Origin of the sequence: Paenibacillus sp. (genome assembly GCF_048976745.1) — a bacterium.
Classification (GTDB): Bacteria; Bacillota; Bacilli; order Paenibacillales; family Paenibacillaceae; genus Paenibacillus.
Genome location: NZ_JBHGUU010000006.1, coordinates 810023 through 827489, shown reverse-complemented (window position 1 = coordinate 827489; position 17467 = coordinate 810023). Strand labels below are relative to the sequence as shown.

At 44.3% G+C, this 17467-nt stretch carries 16 protein-coding genes; 4 read left to right on the top strand and 12 right to left on the bottom strand.

The genetic code is table 11. The annotated features are described in order from the left end of the window. Window positions 1–5 precede the first annotated feature (5 nt). The 4 genes from ACE3K2_RS10425 to ACE3K2_RS10410 are packed head-to-tail and all read right to left on the bottom strand — an operon-like array spanning window position 6 to window position 3762. The gene (locus ACE3K2_RS10425; protein ID WP_421889524.1) at window positions 6–1487 is read right to left on the bottom strand and encodes a sugar ABC transporter ATP-binding protein; all 1482 of its coding nucleotides are present in this window, start codon (window positions 1485–1487) and stop codon (window positions 6–8) included. Between the two features lie 13 nt (window positions 1488–1500). Further along, window positions 1501–1902 (bottom strand): D-ribose pyranase, encoded by a 402-nt coding sequence (gene rbsD, locus ACE3K2_RS10420; protein ID WP_421889522.1) that lies wholly within the window; start codon window positions 1900–1902, stop codon window positions 1501–1503. Next, complete coding sequence (rbsK, locus tag ACE3K2_RS10415) at window positions 1902–2780, bottom strand: ribokinase (RefSeq protein WP_421889520.1); 879 nt, start codon at window positions 2778–2780, stop codon at window positions 1902–1904. The genes rbsD and rbsK overlap by 1 nt, the downstream gene beginning before the upstream one ends. After that, complete coding sequence (locus ACE3K2_RS10410; RefSeq protein ID WP_421889518.1) at window positions 2773–3762, bottom strand: LacI family DNA-binding transcriptional regulator; 990 nt, start codon at window positions 3760–3762, stop codon at window positions 2773–2775. The genes rbsK and ACE3K2_RS10410 overlap by 8 nt, the downstream gene beginning before the upstream one ends. A 295-nt stretch (window positions 3763–4057) precedes the next feature. On the opposite strand from ACE3K2_RS10410, the gene ACE3K2_RS10405 reads away from it, so the two are divergent. Next, window positions 4058–5032, top strand: coding sequence for a DMT family transporter (locus tag ACE3K2_RS10405; RefSeq protein WP_421889516.1), 975 nt, complete (start codon window positions 4058–4060; stop codon window positions 5030–5032). A gap of 114 nt (window positions 5033–5146) precedes the next feature. Here ACE3K2_RS10405 and ACE3K2_RS10400 read toward each other — a convergent pair whose 3' ends face one another. From ACE3K2_RS10400 to ACE3K2_RS10380, 5 genes are all read right to left on the bottom strand, one after another. After that, window positions 5147–6289 carry a DUF4309 domain-containing protein gene (locus ACE3K2_RS10400; RefSeq protein ID WP_421889514.1) on the bottom strand — a complete coding sequence of 381 codons (1143 nt, stop codon included), beginning with the start codon at window positions 6287–6289 and terminating at the stop codon, window positions 5147–5149. Between the two features lie 300 nt (window positions 6290–6589). Beyond that, window positions 6590–7723 (bottom strand): serine hydrolase domain-containing protein, encoded by a 1134-nt coding sequence (locus tag ACE3K2_RS10395; protein WP_421889512.1) that lies wholly within the window; start codon window positions 7721–7723, stop codon window positions 6590–6592. A 214-nt stretch (window positions 7724–7937) separates the two neighbouring features. Next, window positions 7938–8132, bottom strand: coding sequence for a hypothetical protein (locus tag ACE3K2_RS10390; RefSeq protein WP_421889510.1), 195 nt, complete (start codon window positions 8130–8132; stop codon window positions 7938–7940). A 155-nt stretch (window positions 8133–8287) separates the two neighbouring features. Continuing rightward, window positions 8288–9160, bottom strand: coding sequence for a YitT family protein (locus ACE3K2_RS10385; protein WP_253435530.1), 873 nt, complete (start codon window positions 9158–9160; stop codon window positions 8288–8290). A 90-nt stretch (window positions 9161–9250) separates the two neighbouring features. After that, window positions 9251–9607 (bottom strand): MerR family transcriptional regulator, encoded by a 357-nt coding sequence (locus ACE3K2_RS10380; protein ID WP_421889508.1) that lies wholly within the window; start codon window positions 9605–9607, stop codon window positions 9251–9253. A 112-nt stretch (window positions 9608–9719) separates the two neighbouring features. Between ACE3K2_RS10380 and ACE3K2_RS10375 the strand changes: the two genes are divergently transcribed. Then, window positions 9720–10493 (top strand): SDR family NAD(P)-dependent oxidoreductase, encoded by a 774-nt coding sequence (locus ACE3K2_RS10375; RefSeq protein WP_421889506.1) that lies wholly within the window; start codon window positions 9720–9722, stop codon window positions 10491–10493. Between the two features lie 141 nt (window positions 10494–10634). On the opposite strand, the gene nspC is transcribed toward ACE3K2_RS10375, so the two are convergent. The 3 genes from nspC to ACE3K2_RS10360 all read right to left on the bottom strand — a co-directional run bounded on the left by nspC (window position 10635) and on the right by ACE3K2_RS10360 (window position 14015). Further along, window positions 10635–11762, bottom strand: a complete 1128-nt coding sequence (nspC, locus tag ACE3K2_RS10370) for a carboxynorspermidine decarboxylase (RefSeq protein WP_133384741.1) — start codon at window positions 11760–11762, stop codon at window positions 10635–10637. 1 nt (window position 11763) lies between these two features. After that, on the bottom strand, window positions 11764–13002 hold the full coding sequence (locus ACE3K2_RS10365) for a saccharopine dehydrogenase family protein (RefSeq protein WP_421889504.1): 1239 nt from the start codon (window positions 13000–13002) through the stop codon (window positions 11764–11766). Window positions 13003–13550: 548 nt separating this feature from the next. Further along, the gene (locus ACE3K2_RS10360; RefSeq protein WP_421889502.1) at window positions 13551–14015 is read right to left on the bottom strand and encodes a nucleoside deaminase; all 465 of its coding nucleotides are present in this window, start codon (window positions 14013–14015) and stop codon (window positions 13551–13553) included. Between the two features lie 391 nt (window positions 14016–14406). Here ACE3K2_RS10360 and ACE3K2_RS10355 point away from each other — a divergent pair, with 391 nt between their 5' ends. Both ACE3K2_RS10355 and ACE3K2_RS10350 read left to right on the top strand, forming a co-directional pair. After that, window positions 14407–15054 carry a TetR/AcrR family transcriptional regulator gene (locus tag ACE3K2_RS10355; protein WP_421889500.1) on the top strand — a complete coding sequence of 216 codons (648 nt, stop codon included), beginning with the start codon at window positions 14407–14409 and terminating at the stop codon, window positions 15052–15054. A gap of 20 nt (window positions 15055–15074) precedes the next feature. Further along, window positions 15075–17399, top strand: a complete 2325-nt coding sequence (locus ACE3K2_RS10350) for an MMPL family transporter (RefSeq protein ID WP_421889498.1) — start codon at window positions 15075–15077, stop codon at window positions 17397–17399. Window positions 17400–17467 lie beyond the last annotated feature (68 nt).

The window sequence follows — 17467 nt, the reverse complement described above, 5'->3', positions numbered from 1 at the left end:
TCATATCACTGTCCCCCTGTGGCCAATGTCATAATGTGTTCTTGTGTTGCTACTTCCCTTGCGACCTCACCACTGATGTGTCCTTCATGCACAACCGCGATCCGGTCGCTCATGCCCAGCACTTCAGGTAACTCGGACGATACCATGATGATTGCAACTCCGCGGGCTGTCAGTTCATTCATCAATTCATAGATTTCGCGCTTCGCTCCGACATCCACTCCGCGTGTAGGTTCATCCAGGATAAGTACGCTTGGACCGATCCCAACCCATTTTGCGATAACCACCTTCTGCTGGTTACCCCCGGATAGATTTCTTGCCGCCGTCTCGGAGGATTGCGTTTTAATCTGTAGACGTTTGATCAATGTATCTACGAAGTCTTGTTCTTTCGAAGCCGAAATGAAACCTTTGTTTGAAAAACTGAACAGATTCGTCAACGCCATATTTTCGCGAATCGAGAAGTCCAGCACCAGCCCCTCATCCTTGCGGTCTTCTGTAATAAACCCGATTCCATGTTTCACGGCATCTGCCGGTTTACGAATGTTCGCTTTTTTACCGCGGATGAAGATCTCACCACTGTCCAACGTATCCAACCCAAAGATGGTTCTCATGATCTCTGTTCGTCCAGAACCCATAAGTCCTGAGAAACCGAGGATTTCTCCAGCTCTCACGGTGAAGTTAATATTCTCAAACAACCCTTTGCTGCTTGCATTCCTTACCTCCAGAACAACTTCACCATAGGAAGGCTTCCGGACAGGGTAACGCTCGGTAAGTTCACGACCCACCATTTTTCGCACCACTTCATCAAAACTTGTCTGTGGAATAGGCTGAGTATCTACTGTTCTACCATCACGCATAATCGTAATCCGGTCACAGATCGTGAATATCTCCTCCATTCGGTGAGAAATATACACGATGGATACGCCGTCCTTTTTCAGCGATCTGATTACACCAAATAACTTCTGGATCTCACGCTCCGTAAGTGCGGCTGTTGGCTCGTCCATAATGATGACCTTGGCATCTGTCATTAGTGCTTTGGCAATCTCGATCATCTGTTGCTGCCCTACAGAGCACTCTCCCGCAGGACGTTCTAGTGGTATGTCTACGGAAAGTTTGGCAAACTGTTCTTTAGCGAGCGCTTTCATTTGTTTTGTATTAAGCAAACCTAAGGATGATGTCAGTTCCTTACCAATAAAGAGATTATCCAGCACCGTCATTTCAGGCCATACATTCAGTTCCTGATGTATAAAGGTGATACCCAGGCTTTCTGCTTCCTTCGGGCTCCCAAAATAGTTCTCTTCTCCGTCTATACGGATGGTTCCCTGATCTCGCTGATGAAGACCAATCAGAATGTTCATCAGGGTGGATTTGCCGGCTCCATTCTCCCCCATCAGGGCATGAACTTCACCATCCTTTAGTTCAAAATCCACTCCACTTAACACCTGATTCGTACCAAACGCTTTATAAATGTCTTGCATCTGAATGTGCATTACGCAACCTCCTTTAACCGAAATGGACTCCCGATTGTAAAATGCAATTGGCATAGGGTGTTGCTTCACCTGTTCGGATGACCGCCTTCACCTGTCGGGTTAATACTTTGAATTGTTCGTGACTGACGGAAGCATCGATGGCTTCTTCACCGAATTTCTCCGTGATGAATTGCATAGCTGTGGGATTGCCTTCTTGAATTTCTTCTGCCACAATAACTTTCTCAATGACCATATCTTCTGCGACAACTTCTACCACTTCGCGAAAACTTGGTGTGCCCAGTTTCAGGGCCAGATCGATTTTGATTACCCCGTCAGGTACCGGCAGACCTGCATCCGCAATCGCAATCATGTCCGTATGGCCCAGATCAGACAGAATCTTGGAGATGTGACTATTCAACATGCCATTTCTTTTCATTACAAGCTCTCCTCTACTTCATCCCGTGTTGGCATACCACCCTGGGCTCCGAACTTGGTGACGGACAACGACGCAGCCCGATTAGCGAAGCGTACGCTCTCTTGCAACGGTTTTTCTTCAGCCAAAGCAACTGCAAATGCGGCGTTGAACGTATCCCCTGCACCGGTGGTATCGACAGCCTCCACCTTATAAGTTGGAACTAGAATTTCTTCTGTGCCATCAAAATAACGAACACCTTTACTGCCTTCCGTGATGAACAATTTGTTAGGATATTGACGTAGTGCCTCTGCCGGACTCATGCCCTGAAACAAGATCTCCGCTTCATGTTCGTTCGGCGTGATATATGCGGCGTTGTTGATAACTTCTTGCGGCAATGCTCTTGCCGGAGCAGGATTAAGGAGTAATGGGGTTCCAAACTCTGCACACATTGTACTTACATGAACAACGGTTTCCTCCGGAATTTCCTGCTGAATGAGTACAATATCTGCATTACGGATCACTTCCGCTGCTTCATCGACATATGCAGGAGTGACTTCACGATTCGCCGCTTCAACCACTACAATACTATTATCACCTTCCGCCAGAATGATATGAGCCGTTCCACTTTCTAAATGTGTAACCGGTTTCACATTTTGCGTATTTACAGCATTTGCTCTGAAGTTCTCTAAAATATCTTTGCCAAAGGCATCGTCACCTACTCGGCCGATCATCACAACCTCGGCACCAAGTCGTGCAGCAGCAACAGCCTGATTGGCTCCTTTACCGCCAGGGACCGTTTTGAAGCTGTCACCAAGAACGGTTTCACCCGCTCCCGGACGTCTTGACGAAGTAACAACCAGATCCATTGAACTGCTTCCTATTACACATATTTTAGCCATCTGATCTCACCTTTCTCGTAGTGCCCCGTTCGATAAAACTTACGGGCAACTGTATGTTTTTGTTCTCTATTGCAACTTGTTCCACAAGCTGGATAAGTAATCCCGCCGCTTCTCTTCCCATCTCGTATGCTGGCTGATGGATGGTGGACAATGCAGGCGATAACAGGCTGCTCATGGGAATATCATCGAAACCGATCACTTGTACGTCATCAGGAACCTTTCTTCCGATTCGTGATGCTTCATGCAGCACTGCCATGGCTGCGATATCATTGCTGGCAATGACCCCGTCTGTATCGGCATACTTTCTGAATAATTCCTCAGCCCCCACGCCTGCCTCATGAATTGAAAATGAGTTCGTCTGGATTACATTATAGTCTAGCCCGGCATCTCGGATGATTTCAATCGCTCCTTCAAAGCGATCCTGAGCGGGTCTGATCTGTGACGGTCCTTGCATAACCGTAATCCGGCGACTGCCGCGTGTGATAATCTCCCTTGCAGCTAGTCTTCCACCTTCCCTGCCATCCGCATACACGGATGGACGATCCAGTGAGGTTCTGTCCAGAAACACAACGGGAATCTTCAGTTTTTCATATATTGAAGAATGAGGATAGTTCGTTGAAGAGATCACACCGACCACATTGTTCTGGATAAACGTTTGGATGTAATCCTGCTCCTTCTGTTCATCCTCATCACTATTTCCAAATAACAGTCTGTAATCCTGTTCCTGCATCCCGTCCTCTACACCGCGGGCCAACTGCGGGAAGTAAGGGTTCGCAATATCCGGCAACAACAGGCCGATCAGTTTGGACTTGCGCTTGTATAATGAGCGGGCCACTTCATTAGGTGAGAAGTTAAGTGCCTTCACAGCATCTTCCACTTTCTTGCGTGTGTCCGCATGCACATAACCTCTATCATTAATGACTCTGGATACGGTGGCAACAGATACGCCAGCTCGTTGAGCTACATCTTTAATTGTTGTCATAAGTTGCTCTCCTCTGTGTGTAACCGGTTACAGACATTAAATTATCATATTATTTTTGATTTGACAAGCTTTTTCATTCTGGAAATTTCTCCAAGTACACATGAAAGTACATTGAAATTCATCTGTAACCTGGCTTCTTCCGGTCTTATTCTGTCTTATTCGGTCTTCTCAGCTATGTTACAGAGTTAATTTTCATTACAAACATTGGCGATATGTGATATGGTCAGTGAGGATATAAGAGACGTACAAGATTCGTACATACATATGTGCAATAAATGCGAGGAGAAGATTGAAAGTGATAGAAAGAAATACCCTTGAAAATCAAAAACCGAGTAAATTTAGTGACCCCATTTTTGTTATGCTCGTGGCAAGCCTGTGTTGCTTGTTATGGGGAAGTGCGTACCCATCCATTAAACTTGGATATATCGCATTTAACATTTTGTCCGAAGACATTGCGTCCAAATACGTATTTGCCGGATACCGATTTACATTGGCGGGCTTGCTGCTCTTGCTTCTTTCACGTGTCGTCAGAAAACAGAAGCTGCAATTGTCCAAGGCTCAGTGGACAAGTCTCATCATGTTAGGCGTGTTTCAAACCGGCTTGCAATATATGTTTTTCTACGTTGGTGTAGCCAATACGACCGGTGTCAAAGGCTCCATTATGAATGCAACGACGACCTTTTTCAGTGTTGTTCTGGCCCATTTCATCTATAAAAACGACAAATTAAGCAGAAATAAAATCGTTGGCTGCTTGCTTGGATTCGTCGGTGTAATCATCGTAAACTTCCATACCGATCTGCTTGCTTTTTCCTTCTCATTCACAGGTGAAGGGTTCGTTATTATAGCTGCACTTGTTTTTTCCGTTACGGCCCTTTACGCAAAACGTCTCACCGCTACGATCGATGTTCTGATTATCACAGGGGTCAGCCTGTTCGTTGGGGGATTGGTGCTTACACTGTTAGGTCTATTACTCGGCGGACGGGTCACTCATTTCACCCTGGAATCTACCAGTAACTTGATCTACCTGGCTTTGCTCTCATCCGTTGCATTTTGTCTATGGAATCTGCTTCTCAAATACAACAAGGTCGGAAGAGTGTCTGTGTACAATTTCCTAATTCCTGTGTTTGGCGCATTGTTATCAGCTTTATTCTTAGGCGAAACGATTTTCGAGCTGAAAAACCTGGCCGCATTACTGTTCGTGTCGGTTGGCATTTATTTAGTCAATCGTGTGCGTTCTGTGCAAAGCTCTAATGACACTTTAATAAAATAGACAACACTCTCATGGACAACAATCCATCTGATGGACAGCAAAAAAGCCGCTAATCAGCGGCTTTTTGTGTAAATTCCCATACGATATACTTTTCGTTTCTTACGATCTTATACCTTAATATATACTTGTAAAATCAATCAAGGACTCTTCTTCTTCATAGTTGAATACAATGGCGTGATTACCCAATTGGTATACCATCTCATACCCACCCACGACTTCATTGTAATACTCTGAGGAAGGTTTCCCCATCCATATTCTCACATTCCATGGTGACAGATTCTGCTTCTCATTGTACAAATCAAAAACGGCTATACGTGATTTATTGGTCAGCTCGTGCATGTATGAATCGAATCCAACACCGAATTTAGAATAATAATAGAATGCTCCCCATTCCTCATTTGAACGAGAATTAGGTTTCCCCAGCTTTTTTTGTGCATTTTGAAGCGTCATGCCAATTTTGATGTCCGTTCTACCTGGCATCATACCCTTTAATGCAGCGTCCTTCAGGCTTTTCAGGTAAGCGCGATCGCCAACGCCCGAGTTCGGCCAAGCTTTTGTACGAAGGTTACGTGTATCTTCCAACCGCAATTGCAATTGGTTAACATTCAATTTAAACGTGTTAACGCCATAGACGAATTGAAGGTTATTATAATTTTTGAACTGTACTCGGGCACCTGAAAGAGTACGGATTCCATCCTCTCTGCTTGCAGAGTAGGAATCGTCGATTTTTTTTCCCTTATTATCGACATATGTTACACGGCGTAATTCCCCGGAACGAACAATATAGGTCTTCACCTCGTTGAAATTGGAAGTTCCCCAATCGGTAATCATCAGCATGTCTGGTGTACCAGTCCCTTTGCTTTTCACAACAAAGTTCCAGGTTTGAGGAAAAATAATCGTATTCAGGTCCAATTTAGCTGCTTGAACTGTTCCGTATGTTGCACCTTTTTTCACCAAGGCCGCACGATAGGTTCCAGTATAACTCTTGTCACCTTTTTTATTGTTCGTCCAACCATTTTCTTCGGTCAGCGTACTCTTCTGTTCATTATTAGCGAAAATATAAACGGTGTAAGCCGTTTGCTTGGCATCACGAAGTGTAAATGAAAGTCGGCTCATACTTGCAAGCTGTTTGGCAGAGATTTGCTCTCCTTTGGCAGCGGCATTGGGTGGTAACAGGAGCAATGCGCTCAGAACATAGCCGATTAAAGTAAGTAAGGCCAGAGAAGCCCATTTTGCATTGTGTTTAGGGTGTATCATCGTTGACTCTCCTTTGAGTAAAAAGTAACATCTACAAGCTCATTTCTAATTTTGAATCGTGCATAATCTCAACATTCAAACAGCTAATTGCTCGAGTTTAACCTTGATCAAACTATGTAATTAATTAAAGTTAATGTTCAATAAGCATATCCTCCTACTAGTACTATTTTCCTAAAAATGATAACATACCCTATCTAATAAAGAAATATATTTCAATCTAAATCAATAGTTTTCGATTCATATAACATAAAAAAGCCGCTAATATAGCGGCTCTTCAAGTAATTACGAATATGATATGATTTATAGGCAGGAGTAAACCACATTACGTAAGCGTCGTTGAACATATGGTTCCTGACTGTTGAGCAGATGCTGGGCATACATGACAGTAAGTTCTGAATCCGGATCAATAATAGCCATACAACCAGCAGCACCACTCCATCCAAATTCACCAAGTGGGCTCAGTGAACCACTGCCTGCTTTGGAGATATGTGTACGAACACCTAATCCATAGCCGTATCCATACATATGATCCCACGAATAATCACCGCGAGTCATCTCGTTCAGATGATCCGTTCGCATCAGTTCCACAGAAGCTTGTGACAAAATGCGTACACCTTCAGGACTTGTACCAAGCCCGGTAAGCGCGTTCAGAAAACGTGCATAATCACTAACGGTTGATAACAACCCTGCACCACCGCTCTCCAGCTCGGTACCCACACGGAATCCATTACCATCCATACGTACAGCCTTTTCAAGCTCATCATTATAAGCATACTGCGGAATCAGGCGCTTCTGCTGCTCATCGTTCAGATTAAACGCTGTATCGTTCATGCCCAGTGGTCCGGTGATTTCGTCCCGGAGATACGTACCAAAGCTTTTACCACTGACCACTTCAATCAAGGCTCCCAGCACATCATGGCACATGCTGTAATTCCAGTGTGTCCCTGGTTCAAACAGCAGTGGTTCTTTCGCAAGCGCTCTGGCAAAATCACGTGTCGGCAATGTTCCATCGCTTCTTTTGACGGCTTCCTGAATGCTTGGGCTACCCACGTCGTAGGAGAACCCGGCGGTCATGGTGAACAAATCGCGCACTGTAATGGCTCTTGTCGCCTTTTCCAGTCGAATCTCTCCGTTTGCCATCGTTTTCTTCAAGGTCATATCAGCATACTCTGGCAGATAATCGGACAGAGGATCGCTTAGCAGCATTTCACCTCTCTCCACCAGTTGCAAGCCTGCAACACAGGTCATGATTTTGGTCATGGAGTATAGATTGAAGATCGCTCCATCGCCAATGGGCATTTTCTCCTCCAGATTGGCGTAGCCATTACGGTATTGGAAAACGGTATCATTTCGATGCATCACCAGCACCTCTGCCCACGGAATGCGCCACGATGTCATGCGGTCAATAAATGAAGCAAGCGGTTTAAAGTCCATATTTCCCCGTCCTTTTATGTATAATCGTATATCATTTTGCAATGTGGTCGTTGTTCACTTCCACAATCCACATATTAATAATATACGACCTTTTACAACTATTGACCATATCGATATCCTCTCTTATGTGTGACTGCAATATAGTCTTCTATTTGTCACAACGCTTATATGAATAAGCCGATCCAATAAAGGATCAGCTTATCATTGTAACTTTTTAGACTTCGCCGCGTCTGTTCTCTACCGACTTCATACGGTTCTGATCATCTGGTACCCGGTCAACACTGAACTCTTGACCAGCTTCAACCTCACCATGACCTGAAATGTTTCGGGAAAAATTAGTGAACTGTCTTTTTTGCTGATCCAGTTCGTGTTTTTGCTTCAAAAGCTCTTGCGGGTCCTGCTTTGTCACTATGCAAACCTCCCATAGAAATCATGCAATTTATTCACACTACAGAAGTTTTCCATAATAGGGCTGTGCTTATGCATAGGTGCCAAATATTAGTAAAAAACAAGGTAAAACAAAAACGCGCTGATAAGAGTTTCCTCTTACCAACGCATTTGGGGTTAGTGAATATCTTTCTTTTTGAAATTGCCGCCTCTTACTTCAGCTACATCGTATACAACGACAAAAGCAGATGGGTCGATCTCATGAATGATATCTTTAATTTTACTCTCTTCCATCCGGTTAATGACACAAGTGATTTCCTTGAATTGTTCATTAGAATATCCACCGTACGCCTCGGTGTACGTTGCACCACGACCTAGTCGGTCACGAATGGTTTCAACCATGATTTCGGGTTGATTCGTAATAATTTTGAACGTTTTGGAACCGCTCAATCCCTCTTCAACAATATGTATTACTTTGGAAGCAATAAAATATGCAAGTCCTGACAAGATCGCTCCTTGCAGACCAAATACGGTAGAAACGACAATAAAGACAAACATGTTGAGGAACAGAATGAGATCACTGGTTCCAAAAGGTACTTTTCGCGAAAGAAGTACAGCCAGCATATCTATACCATCCAATGCCCCGCCATTACGTAATGCAAGTCCCATACCAAAACCGATGATAATCCCGCCAACAACCGTAACAAGCAAGGTATCACCTTCAATGATGGTTGGTACATGGTGCATCAGACTGGTGCTGATTGCCAGTGAAGCAATACCGATGATGGAATATAACGCAAAGCTTTTACCGATTTGCTTGTACCCTAGCCACACAAATGGAATATTAATAATCCCGATGAGCATTCCGAGTGGTAATCCAAATAGCTGGGATCCTACGATACTCAGACCTGTGACACCACCATCTGAGACATTATTCGGGATCAATATGGCTTCCAGGCCATATGCCGTTATAAATCCCCCAATGATAATCAATAATACTTTGGAGAGGATCTTTAACTTGTTTGACTTTTGTTTTCTGATTTGATGCATTGCATTTCCCCCTTGATGAACAACCGATAAAAAATAGTCTATAATAAAAATCACTGTTTTGGCAATAGATCGGCTTTGGTGGGTGTTAGTTCATTGCCCAATGAACGTCCGATACGACGAAATTTTATGCTCAAGCATCTCATCGGCTGTGTTAAGGATGTGCATTTGTTTCTGAATCGACTTTTTATGCTCCTCCAGCAGCTTCAAACGATCTGCCGCTGTATGCTCTCCTTCCTGAAATAAGGACGCATATTTCTTAATGGTGGCAATGGGCATCTGGGTCTCTTTTAGTTTGATCACAAATTGTAGCCATTTCACGTGGGACTCGTTGTATCTCCTGTCTCCACTGGCATCTCGGAGAGGTGTTACAATCTGTTCTTTCTCATAATAACGCAACGTATGTGCACTGATATGGAGTAAAGCTGCCACTTCACCAATGGTATGCATGGTTAACCTCCCCTCTATAATTCGCGCTTGACTTAGAGTAAGCTCTAATCAGTATAATCAACTCGAGGTCACATCACAATAAAAAATGAAATCAGATCCAGGAGGAATTCCCATGAAATACACAGTGATTACCGGTGCCAGTTCAGGCATTGGATATGAAGCGGCTTTAGCTTTTGCAGCTCGTGGCAAAAATATGATCCTGGCAGCACGCAGAACCGATGAATTGGACAAGTTAAAATCAAAAGTAGCTGAAATCAATCCAGATCTGGATGTTGTCATTCGTACAGTGGATCTGTCCATAGCGGCTAATGTGCATGAGTTCTATGAGAGCCTTCATGCTTATTCCATTGAAACGTGGATTAATAACGCCGGATTCGGGAATTTTGCTTCCGTGGGCGAACAACACCTGCCCAAAATTGAGCAAATGCTTCATCTAAATATAGAAGCTCTTACGATTCTGTCTTCCCTGTATGTACGTGATTATGCAGATATTGATGGCACACAGATCATTAATATTTCCTCTGGTGGAGGATATACAATTGTAGCGGATGCAGTAACTTACTGCGCAACGAAATTCTATGTAAGTGCCTTTACCGAAGGACTTGCGCAAGAGTTAAAAGGTAAAAACGCAGCGATGCAAGCCAAAGTGCTCGCTCCGGCTGCAACCGAGACGGAATTTGCGAAACATTCCTTTAATGTAGATGAGTTTGAATATGAGGGCAGAGTTCCCAAATTCCATACGGCGGAACAAATGGCTGGGTTTTTGCTTGAGTTGTATGACAGTGAGAGTGTAGTTGGCATTGTGGATGGGTTGACGTATGACTTTAAGCTCAGAGAACCGATCTTTCCATACGCAGCAAGAGCAGCCTCAAAACCACAAAGTTAACCCGAAACTGAAATTAAAGCGAAGTCGCCTCTATATCGTGAATCATCATCTAGCCTGATTGATAAACATCAGTTAACGTAAAAAAGGGAACCTGTCTCCAGGTTCCCTTCGTTGTTCAATACTTACTATTATAATGAGGTATTATGCCAGCCTCATTTTGAAATCCTGATATCCGAATTCGCGGACAACTTCGCAATCGCCGTCTTTTCTCTTAACAGCAATCGCAGGAAGTGGCATGCCGTTAAACGTGTTGGTTTTCACCATGGAGTAGATCGCCATGTCCTCAAATACCAGACGGTCGCCTTCTTGCAAAGGCTGATCGAATGAGTAATCCCCAATCACGTCACCAGACAGACAGGTTTGTCCACCAAGACGATACAGATGAGCCTTCTCTCCCACTTCTCCCGAACCGATCAGCGGCGGGCGATATGGCATTTCCAACACATCCGGCATATGACACGTAGCTGAAGTATCCAGAATGGCGATGTCCATTCCGTTTTTATGGAAGTCCAGCACGGAAGTCACCAGATAACCCGCGTTCAGTGCAACAGCTTCTCCCGGCTCCAGATATACTTCCAGGCCATAATCATTCTGCATACGTTTGATGCAAGCTTCCAATCTTGGAATATCATAATCTTCACGTGTGATATGGTGTCCACCACCGAAGTTGATCCATTCCATTTGCGGTAACCATTGTCCAAACTTCTCCACAACTGCGTTCAACGTAGTCTCCAGATCATCGGAATTTTGCTGACACAGTGTGTGGAAGTGCAGACCGGAGACACCTTCCAACAGATCTGCTTGGAAATCCTCTTGTTTTGCGCCAAAACGTGAACCCGGAGAACACGGATCGTAGATCTCGTGCCCTTCTTGAGTAGAGCATTCAGGATTGACGCGCAAGCCAACCTTACGGCCAGCTTGAAGCGCCTTATCCTTGAACTTGGCAAGCTGTGAAAAAGAATTGAAAATAATGTGATCGCAGATGGAGAGAATCTCATCGATCTCTTCTGCGCGGTATGCCGGAGCAAAGACATGGTTCTCTTTGCCCATTTCCTCGTGACCCAGACGTGCTTCATACAACCCGCTCGCCGTAGCGCCGCTTAGGTATTCTCCAATCAGCGGATACATCGCAGTCATGGAGAATGCTTTTTGAGCAAGTACGATTTTGGCACCTGTACGCTGCATAACACCGTTCAGGATTTTCAGGTTTCTCTCGATAAGCGCCTCGTCAACAACAAAACATGGTGTCGGTAATTGCTCGAACCGCATGTTAACGAACAAGCTCCGATTCTTTAACTTCTTCTGGCAGCTCATCAACGAGTACCGGGTTGAAGTCTTCTACCCATGGGAGACCCCATTTGTTCAACTCTTCCATAAATGGATCCGGGTTAAACTCTTCTACATTGTATACGCCTTTTTTGTTCCATTTGCCAGTCATGACCATTGCTGCACCAATCATAGCTGGAACGCCAGTTGTGTAAGAGATCGCTTGGGAACCCACTTCTTTGTAGCACTCTTGGTGATCACAGATATTGTAAACATAATATGTTTTGTCTTGACCATCTTTTTTACCTTTGAAAATACAACCGATGTTTGTTTTACCTACAGTGCGTGGTCCAAGGGACGCTGGATCAGGCAGTACTGCTTTCAGGAATTGCAATGGAATAATTTGTTTACCTTCATATTCAATAGGCTCGATTGAAGTCATGCCCACATTTTCAAGAGCTTTCAAGTGAGTCAGATAGCTTTGACCAAATGTCATGAAGAAACGGATACGTTTCAGACCTGGCATGTTTTTTGCCAAAGATTCCAGTTCCTCATGGTACAACAGGTACATGTCTTTCTCGCCAACTTCTTTGAAGTCGTAGACACGTTTGATTTCCATCGGTTTTGTTTCGATCCATTCGCCATTTTCCCAGTATCTTCCGTTCGCAGAAACTTCGCGAATGTTGATCTCAGGGTTGAAGTTGGTTGCAAACGGATAGCCGTGGTCGCCGCCATTGCAGTCCAGGATGTCGATGTACTCAATTTCATCAAAGTAGTGCTTCAGGGCATAAGCGGAGAATACGCCAGTCACACCTGGGTCAAATCCACTTCCGAGCAAAGCAGTGATGCCCGCTTGTTCAAAACGCTCTTTGTAATCCCATTGCCAGCTGTATTCAAACTTCGCTGTATCATGTGGCTCATAGTTTGCTGTGTCCATGTAATTTGTTTTCGTTGCAAGGCAAGCATCCATGATGGTCAGATCTTGATACGGCAAAGCCAGGTTCATAACGATATCCGGTTTAACTTCGTTGATCAGAGCGATCAGTTCGTCAACATTATCAGCATCGACTTGTGCTGTCGTAATTTTAGTTTTTCCGCCGTCCAGCTTGGCTTTGAGCTCATCACATTTGGATTTTGTACGACTCGCGATGCAGATTTCCTCAAAAACTTCACTGTTTTGAACGCATTTGTGTACTGCCACGGAAGCAACGCCGCCGGCGCCGATGATTAGTGCTTTTCCCATTTTACATTCTCCTATCCCAATATGTATTTTTTTAATTGGTTTAATTTGGTTTGATACGGTCACAACAACAAGACAACAAAAAAAGCAAGGTGAAAAATGCCCGCAATCGCGCATCATCACACTTGCTTATCGATATACATCATAAAAAAGACGTGAAGTCTCCATGACCAAAAAAGTTCACAAGAAATCCTTTGGCGTAAAGCTCCTTCATGTATATCAATATTGGATCAGAGTCTATATAGCAAATAATTCGCCTTTACCACTCTTATTGACCGTTTCACAAGTTGATGTGCAATTGCACTGGTTGTAAAGTAACCAACTTATAAAATTTGAGCTTTGAACTCAATCAATAAAGCAACGTAAGTTGCCAATCGGCGTTTGACCCGGCTGTCCGTATGGCCTTAACTTCCTGGTGAAGTGGTCAAAAATTATCTGCTGGAAAGCTCTAATTCATATTGATAAATCAACTTCCCAAAATCACAGGTCTTACACTATCAGACGTTGAAAAAAAAATCAAGCAATTATCAAAAATTATTTTTTTGACCGGATTATGACTTGGAATGAAATTGATATCCTTCGAAGACTTTTAACCCTTCGGTGTTAAGTAATTCCCCTGTTACTTCAGGCTTTTGAGGACTTTTCTCAAATACGTCTTCACACGCGATCATGATGTTACCACCAGCAATTTCCGCTAATTGATCATGGGATACGCTGTACACCAGCCTTCCCAGATTTGACCAAACCATAGCACCTGAACACATTACACACGGTTCACAACTGGTATACAGAGTGTACTCGCTCAGGTCAAACACATGATGTTCGGAACAATATTTTCGGATAAGTCCAATTTCTGCATGATGTGTAGGGTCACAAAAAGTGTTGATTTTATTCTCACCAATCATGACCACTTCTTCATTTTTCACCAGAATGGCTCCGAATGGTTCGTTTCCTTCTTTCCGAGCTTGCAGAGCGATCTCAATGGCTTTATGCATAAAAAACTCATCTTTATTCATAGGGTTTACCTCCATAACAAACATTATGTATCCCACTTTATCTTTCCTATTTAAGATAGTTTAATCCCTTGAACTGATTCTTGTTCATTCCATTCTATCATTATTACTAATCAAGAGTATGACGAAAATTCGCCATAATCCAGTGAAGCGCCAAGACACATTTGGATGCTGTTTCCTAATGATCATGGATAATAATTCATCTTCATTCAGTCGACCTCCCTCCTTAATCGCATTTAATCAAGTCTAAAATAATTGCACAATGAGTAAATTTGCACAATGAGCAACTTGTTGTTATGATAAACCTCACAAAGTGCATATTCAGTACGTGTGCTCTTAGGAATAATTAAACCATTGTCATTGGTGTTGGAGGTGAACGCATAAGCGGAAAATAATGATCAAACGAAACTTGCGACATTTGAAGAAAGAAGCAACGGAAAAAGCGCTTGCCGGTGCAGCATTTGAACTGACTCTTGAACATGGGCTTGATGGCTTTACGGTCGAAGATATCGTGCATCAGGTGGGATGTTCACGTAGAACATTTGCAAACTACTTCACATGTAAAGAAGAAGCCGTAGCAAGAGGAGCCATATCTGTTCAGAATACAACTGAACTTGAAGATTTACTTACCGAAATGCCTGAACATGCCTCCTTGCTTGACGTACTGTATAACCTGATCCAGATGCAACTTACAACAGAATTAATAGGAAGGCTTCATCAGCTACTCTCGCTATCCCATACCTATCCCGTACTTGAGCCACATTACCTTGGGGCCATGCACCGGATGCAAACACAGGCACAAGATACCTTATTAGACTTATCCAACGGGAAATATGACGAGATCTATACTTATCTTCTGATTAACGCACTATATGGAACGATACTTCCATTAATTGATGGAAGACTCAATGTGCTGCTGCCCGGACAAGTCATGACTGAAGATACCAAGCCCGGTGCTATTACCTTCGATCAATTTTTGGAAACCACGTTTAGTCATTTGCGGGCAGGATTCGAACATGCCAACCATCCACATTCATCATAGAGGGAGTGTAAAATAGAGAAATGTCTACATTATTATACAGAGTGGGGAAAACCGCTTTTAGCAAACCTGCCTACTTCATCATTGGCTGGGTTTTAATTCTGGGAATTGTCATCTCCATGATCAGCATCAATGGCATTCACATCAGTTCTGAAATGAAAATTGAAGGCACCGAGTCACAGAAGGTTCTGGATCAATTGGCCAAAGAACTGCCTGCCGCCTCCGGGGGTCAAGGAAGTGTTGTGTTCAAGGCACCGGACAACGAACGTCTGGATACGCCTGAACGTTTGGCTGCCATAATGAAAGGTGTTAATGAAGTTTACGGATTGGACAAAGTCATTAATCCTGCGGACTATGCAGCTGAAGCAGCTAATTCGGGTGCTACGGCAGAAATGGCTCAGAATGCTCAGGCTACTGATATGGCGCAGTCCGCAACAACCACGCCTCCTTCCTATGGACCTTTGATGGTGGATGGTGTTCCTGTACCTGGTATGCTGATCTCCTCAGACGGCAGTATTGCACTGTTTCAGTTCCAATTTACAATCGAGCAATCTGCCATCACGCAGGATGTATTTGATTCCGTGATTCAGTCCGTTATGACAGCAGAGCAAGGAACCAACATTACGGTGTTACCAGGCGAAACGCTCAAAGCAGTATCGATTGGGGTCGGTTCGGCTGAGATTGTAGGACTGGTCATTGCTGTCATTGTATTGCTGATCACCCTGGGCTCCGTCGTTGCAGCAGGTCTGCCTCTGATCACAGCACTCCTCGGTGTTGCCATTGGAGTTGGTGGAGCATTCTCCATCTCCAAATTCATTGAAATGCCTAGTGTCACTTCCGTTCTGGCTCTTATGGTTGGATTGGCTGTCGGAATCGACTATGCACTCTTTATTGTCAATCGCCAGCGTCGAATGATTATTGATCAAGGCTTGAGCGCAAAAGAAGCAACGGCAAGAGCCATCGGCACATCAGGCAGCGCGGTATTTTTTGCCGGATTAACGGTCATTATTGCACTGTGCGGTATGCTTGTCATCGGTCTCACATTCTTGTCTACGATGGCTTTGGTCGCAGCTGCCACCGTGCTCATCAACGTATTCGTTGCTTTAACCCTGTTGCCAGCTTTACTGGGATTGGTAGGCGAACGGATCTGTTCTGCCAAAGCTCGTGAGAAAAGCTCGAAACATCCTAAAGCCACTAACCACGGAGTGGCGGACAGATGGGTGAAATTCGTTATCAAGAATCGTTGGGCTACCATTATCGCCATCATCGTCATTCTTGGTTTTGCAGCGACACCGATCACGAAAATGGAAATGGGTATTCCTGGCGCTTCCTCAGCCAATCTCGACACAGACGCAAGACAGAGCTATGATGCCATCTCGGAAGGCTTCGGAGAAGGATTCAACGGACCGCTTATTCTGGTCGCAGAGCCTAATCAATCTTCTGCCAAAGTCACGCCTGAACTTTTGGGTGGTCTGATGATGGAGCTTCAAGGTCAAAACAACGTTGCACAGGTTACACCGCTTGGTATGACAGAAGATTTGGCGATCTTTAGTCTCATTCCAAAAACGGGTCCTAACGATACGCTTACTAAAACACTGGTCGGTGATCTGCGCTCGGCTGATTCGAATATCGCACAGACTTATGATGTGAAGCTTGGGGTTACTGGTCTGACGGCGGTTAACATTGATATGTCTGCCAAATTGGCGCAGGTGTTCCCTATTTATGTAGGTATTATCATCCTGCTGTCACTGATCATCCTGTTGCTCGTATTCCGTTCGATCATCGTTCCCATCAAAGCAACGATTGGTTTCCTGCTTAGCATCCTGGCTACATTCGGGATCACGACTGCGGTATTCCAATGGGGCTGGCTGCATTCGCTCTTTGGTTTCGATACGGGCGGCCCGCTCCTTAGCTTTATGCCAATCATCGTAACAGGTATCCTGTATGGCCTCGCGATGGACTATCAGGTCTTCCTTGTTAGCTCCATGCGGGAATCCTATGTTCACGGTCATCGCGGGACCGAATCCGTCGTTCATGGGTACAACCAGGTCAGTCGCGTAGTCGTTGCCGCAGCAGTGATTATGGTCTCTGTATTTGCAGGATTTATCTTCACTGATGATGTCATGATCAAGCAGATTGGTTTCACCTTGGCGGTAGGCATTCTGATCGATGCTTTCATCATCCGTATGGGCTTGGTCCCTGCCATCATGGCGATCTTCGGAGACAAAGCTTGGGCACTTCCAAAATGGCTGGATCGCATCCTGCCAAACCTGGACGTTGAAGGCGAGAAGCTCATTGCTTCCCTCCATGCTGAAGAGCACGCCAACACGAAGTCTGGATTAAAATAATCCTGCCACAACAATGGTAATGGTAATACCACGGTTACTATCACGACTACATTCACCAATACAAAGAC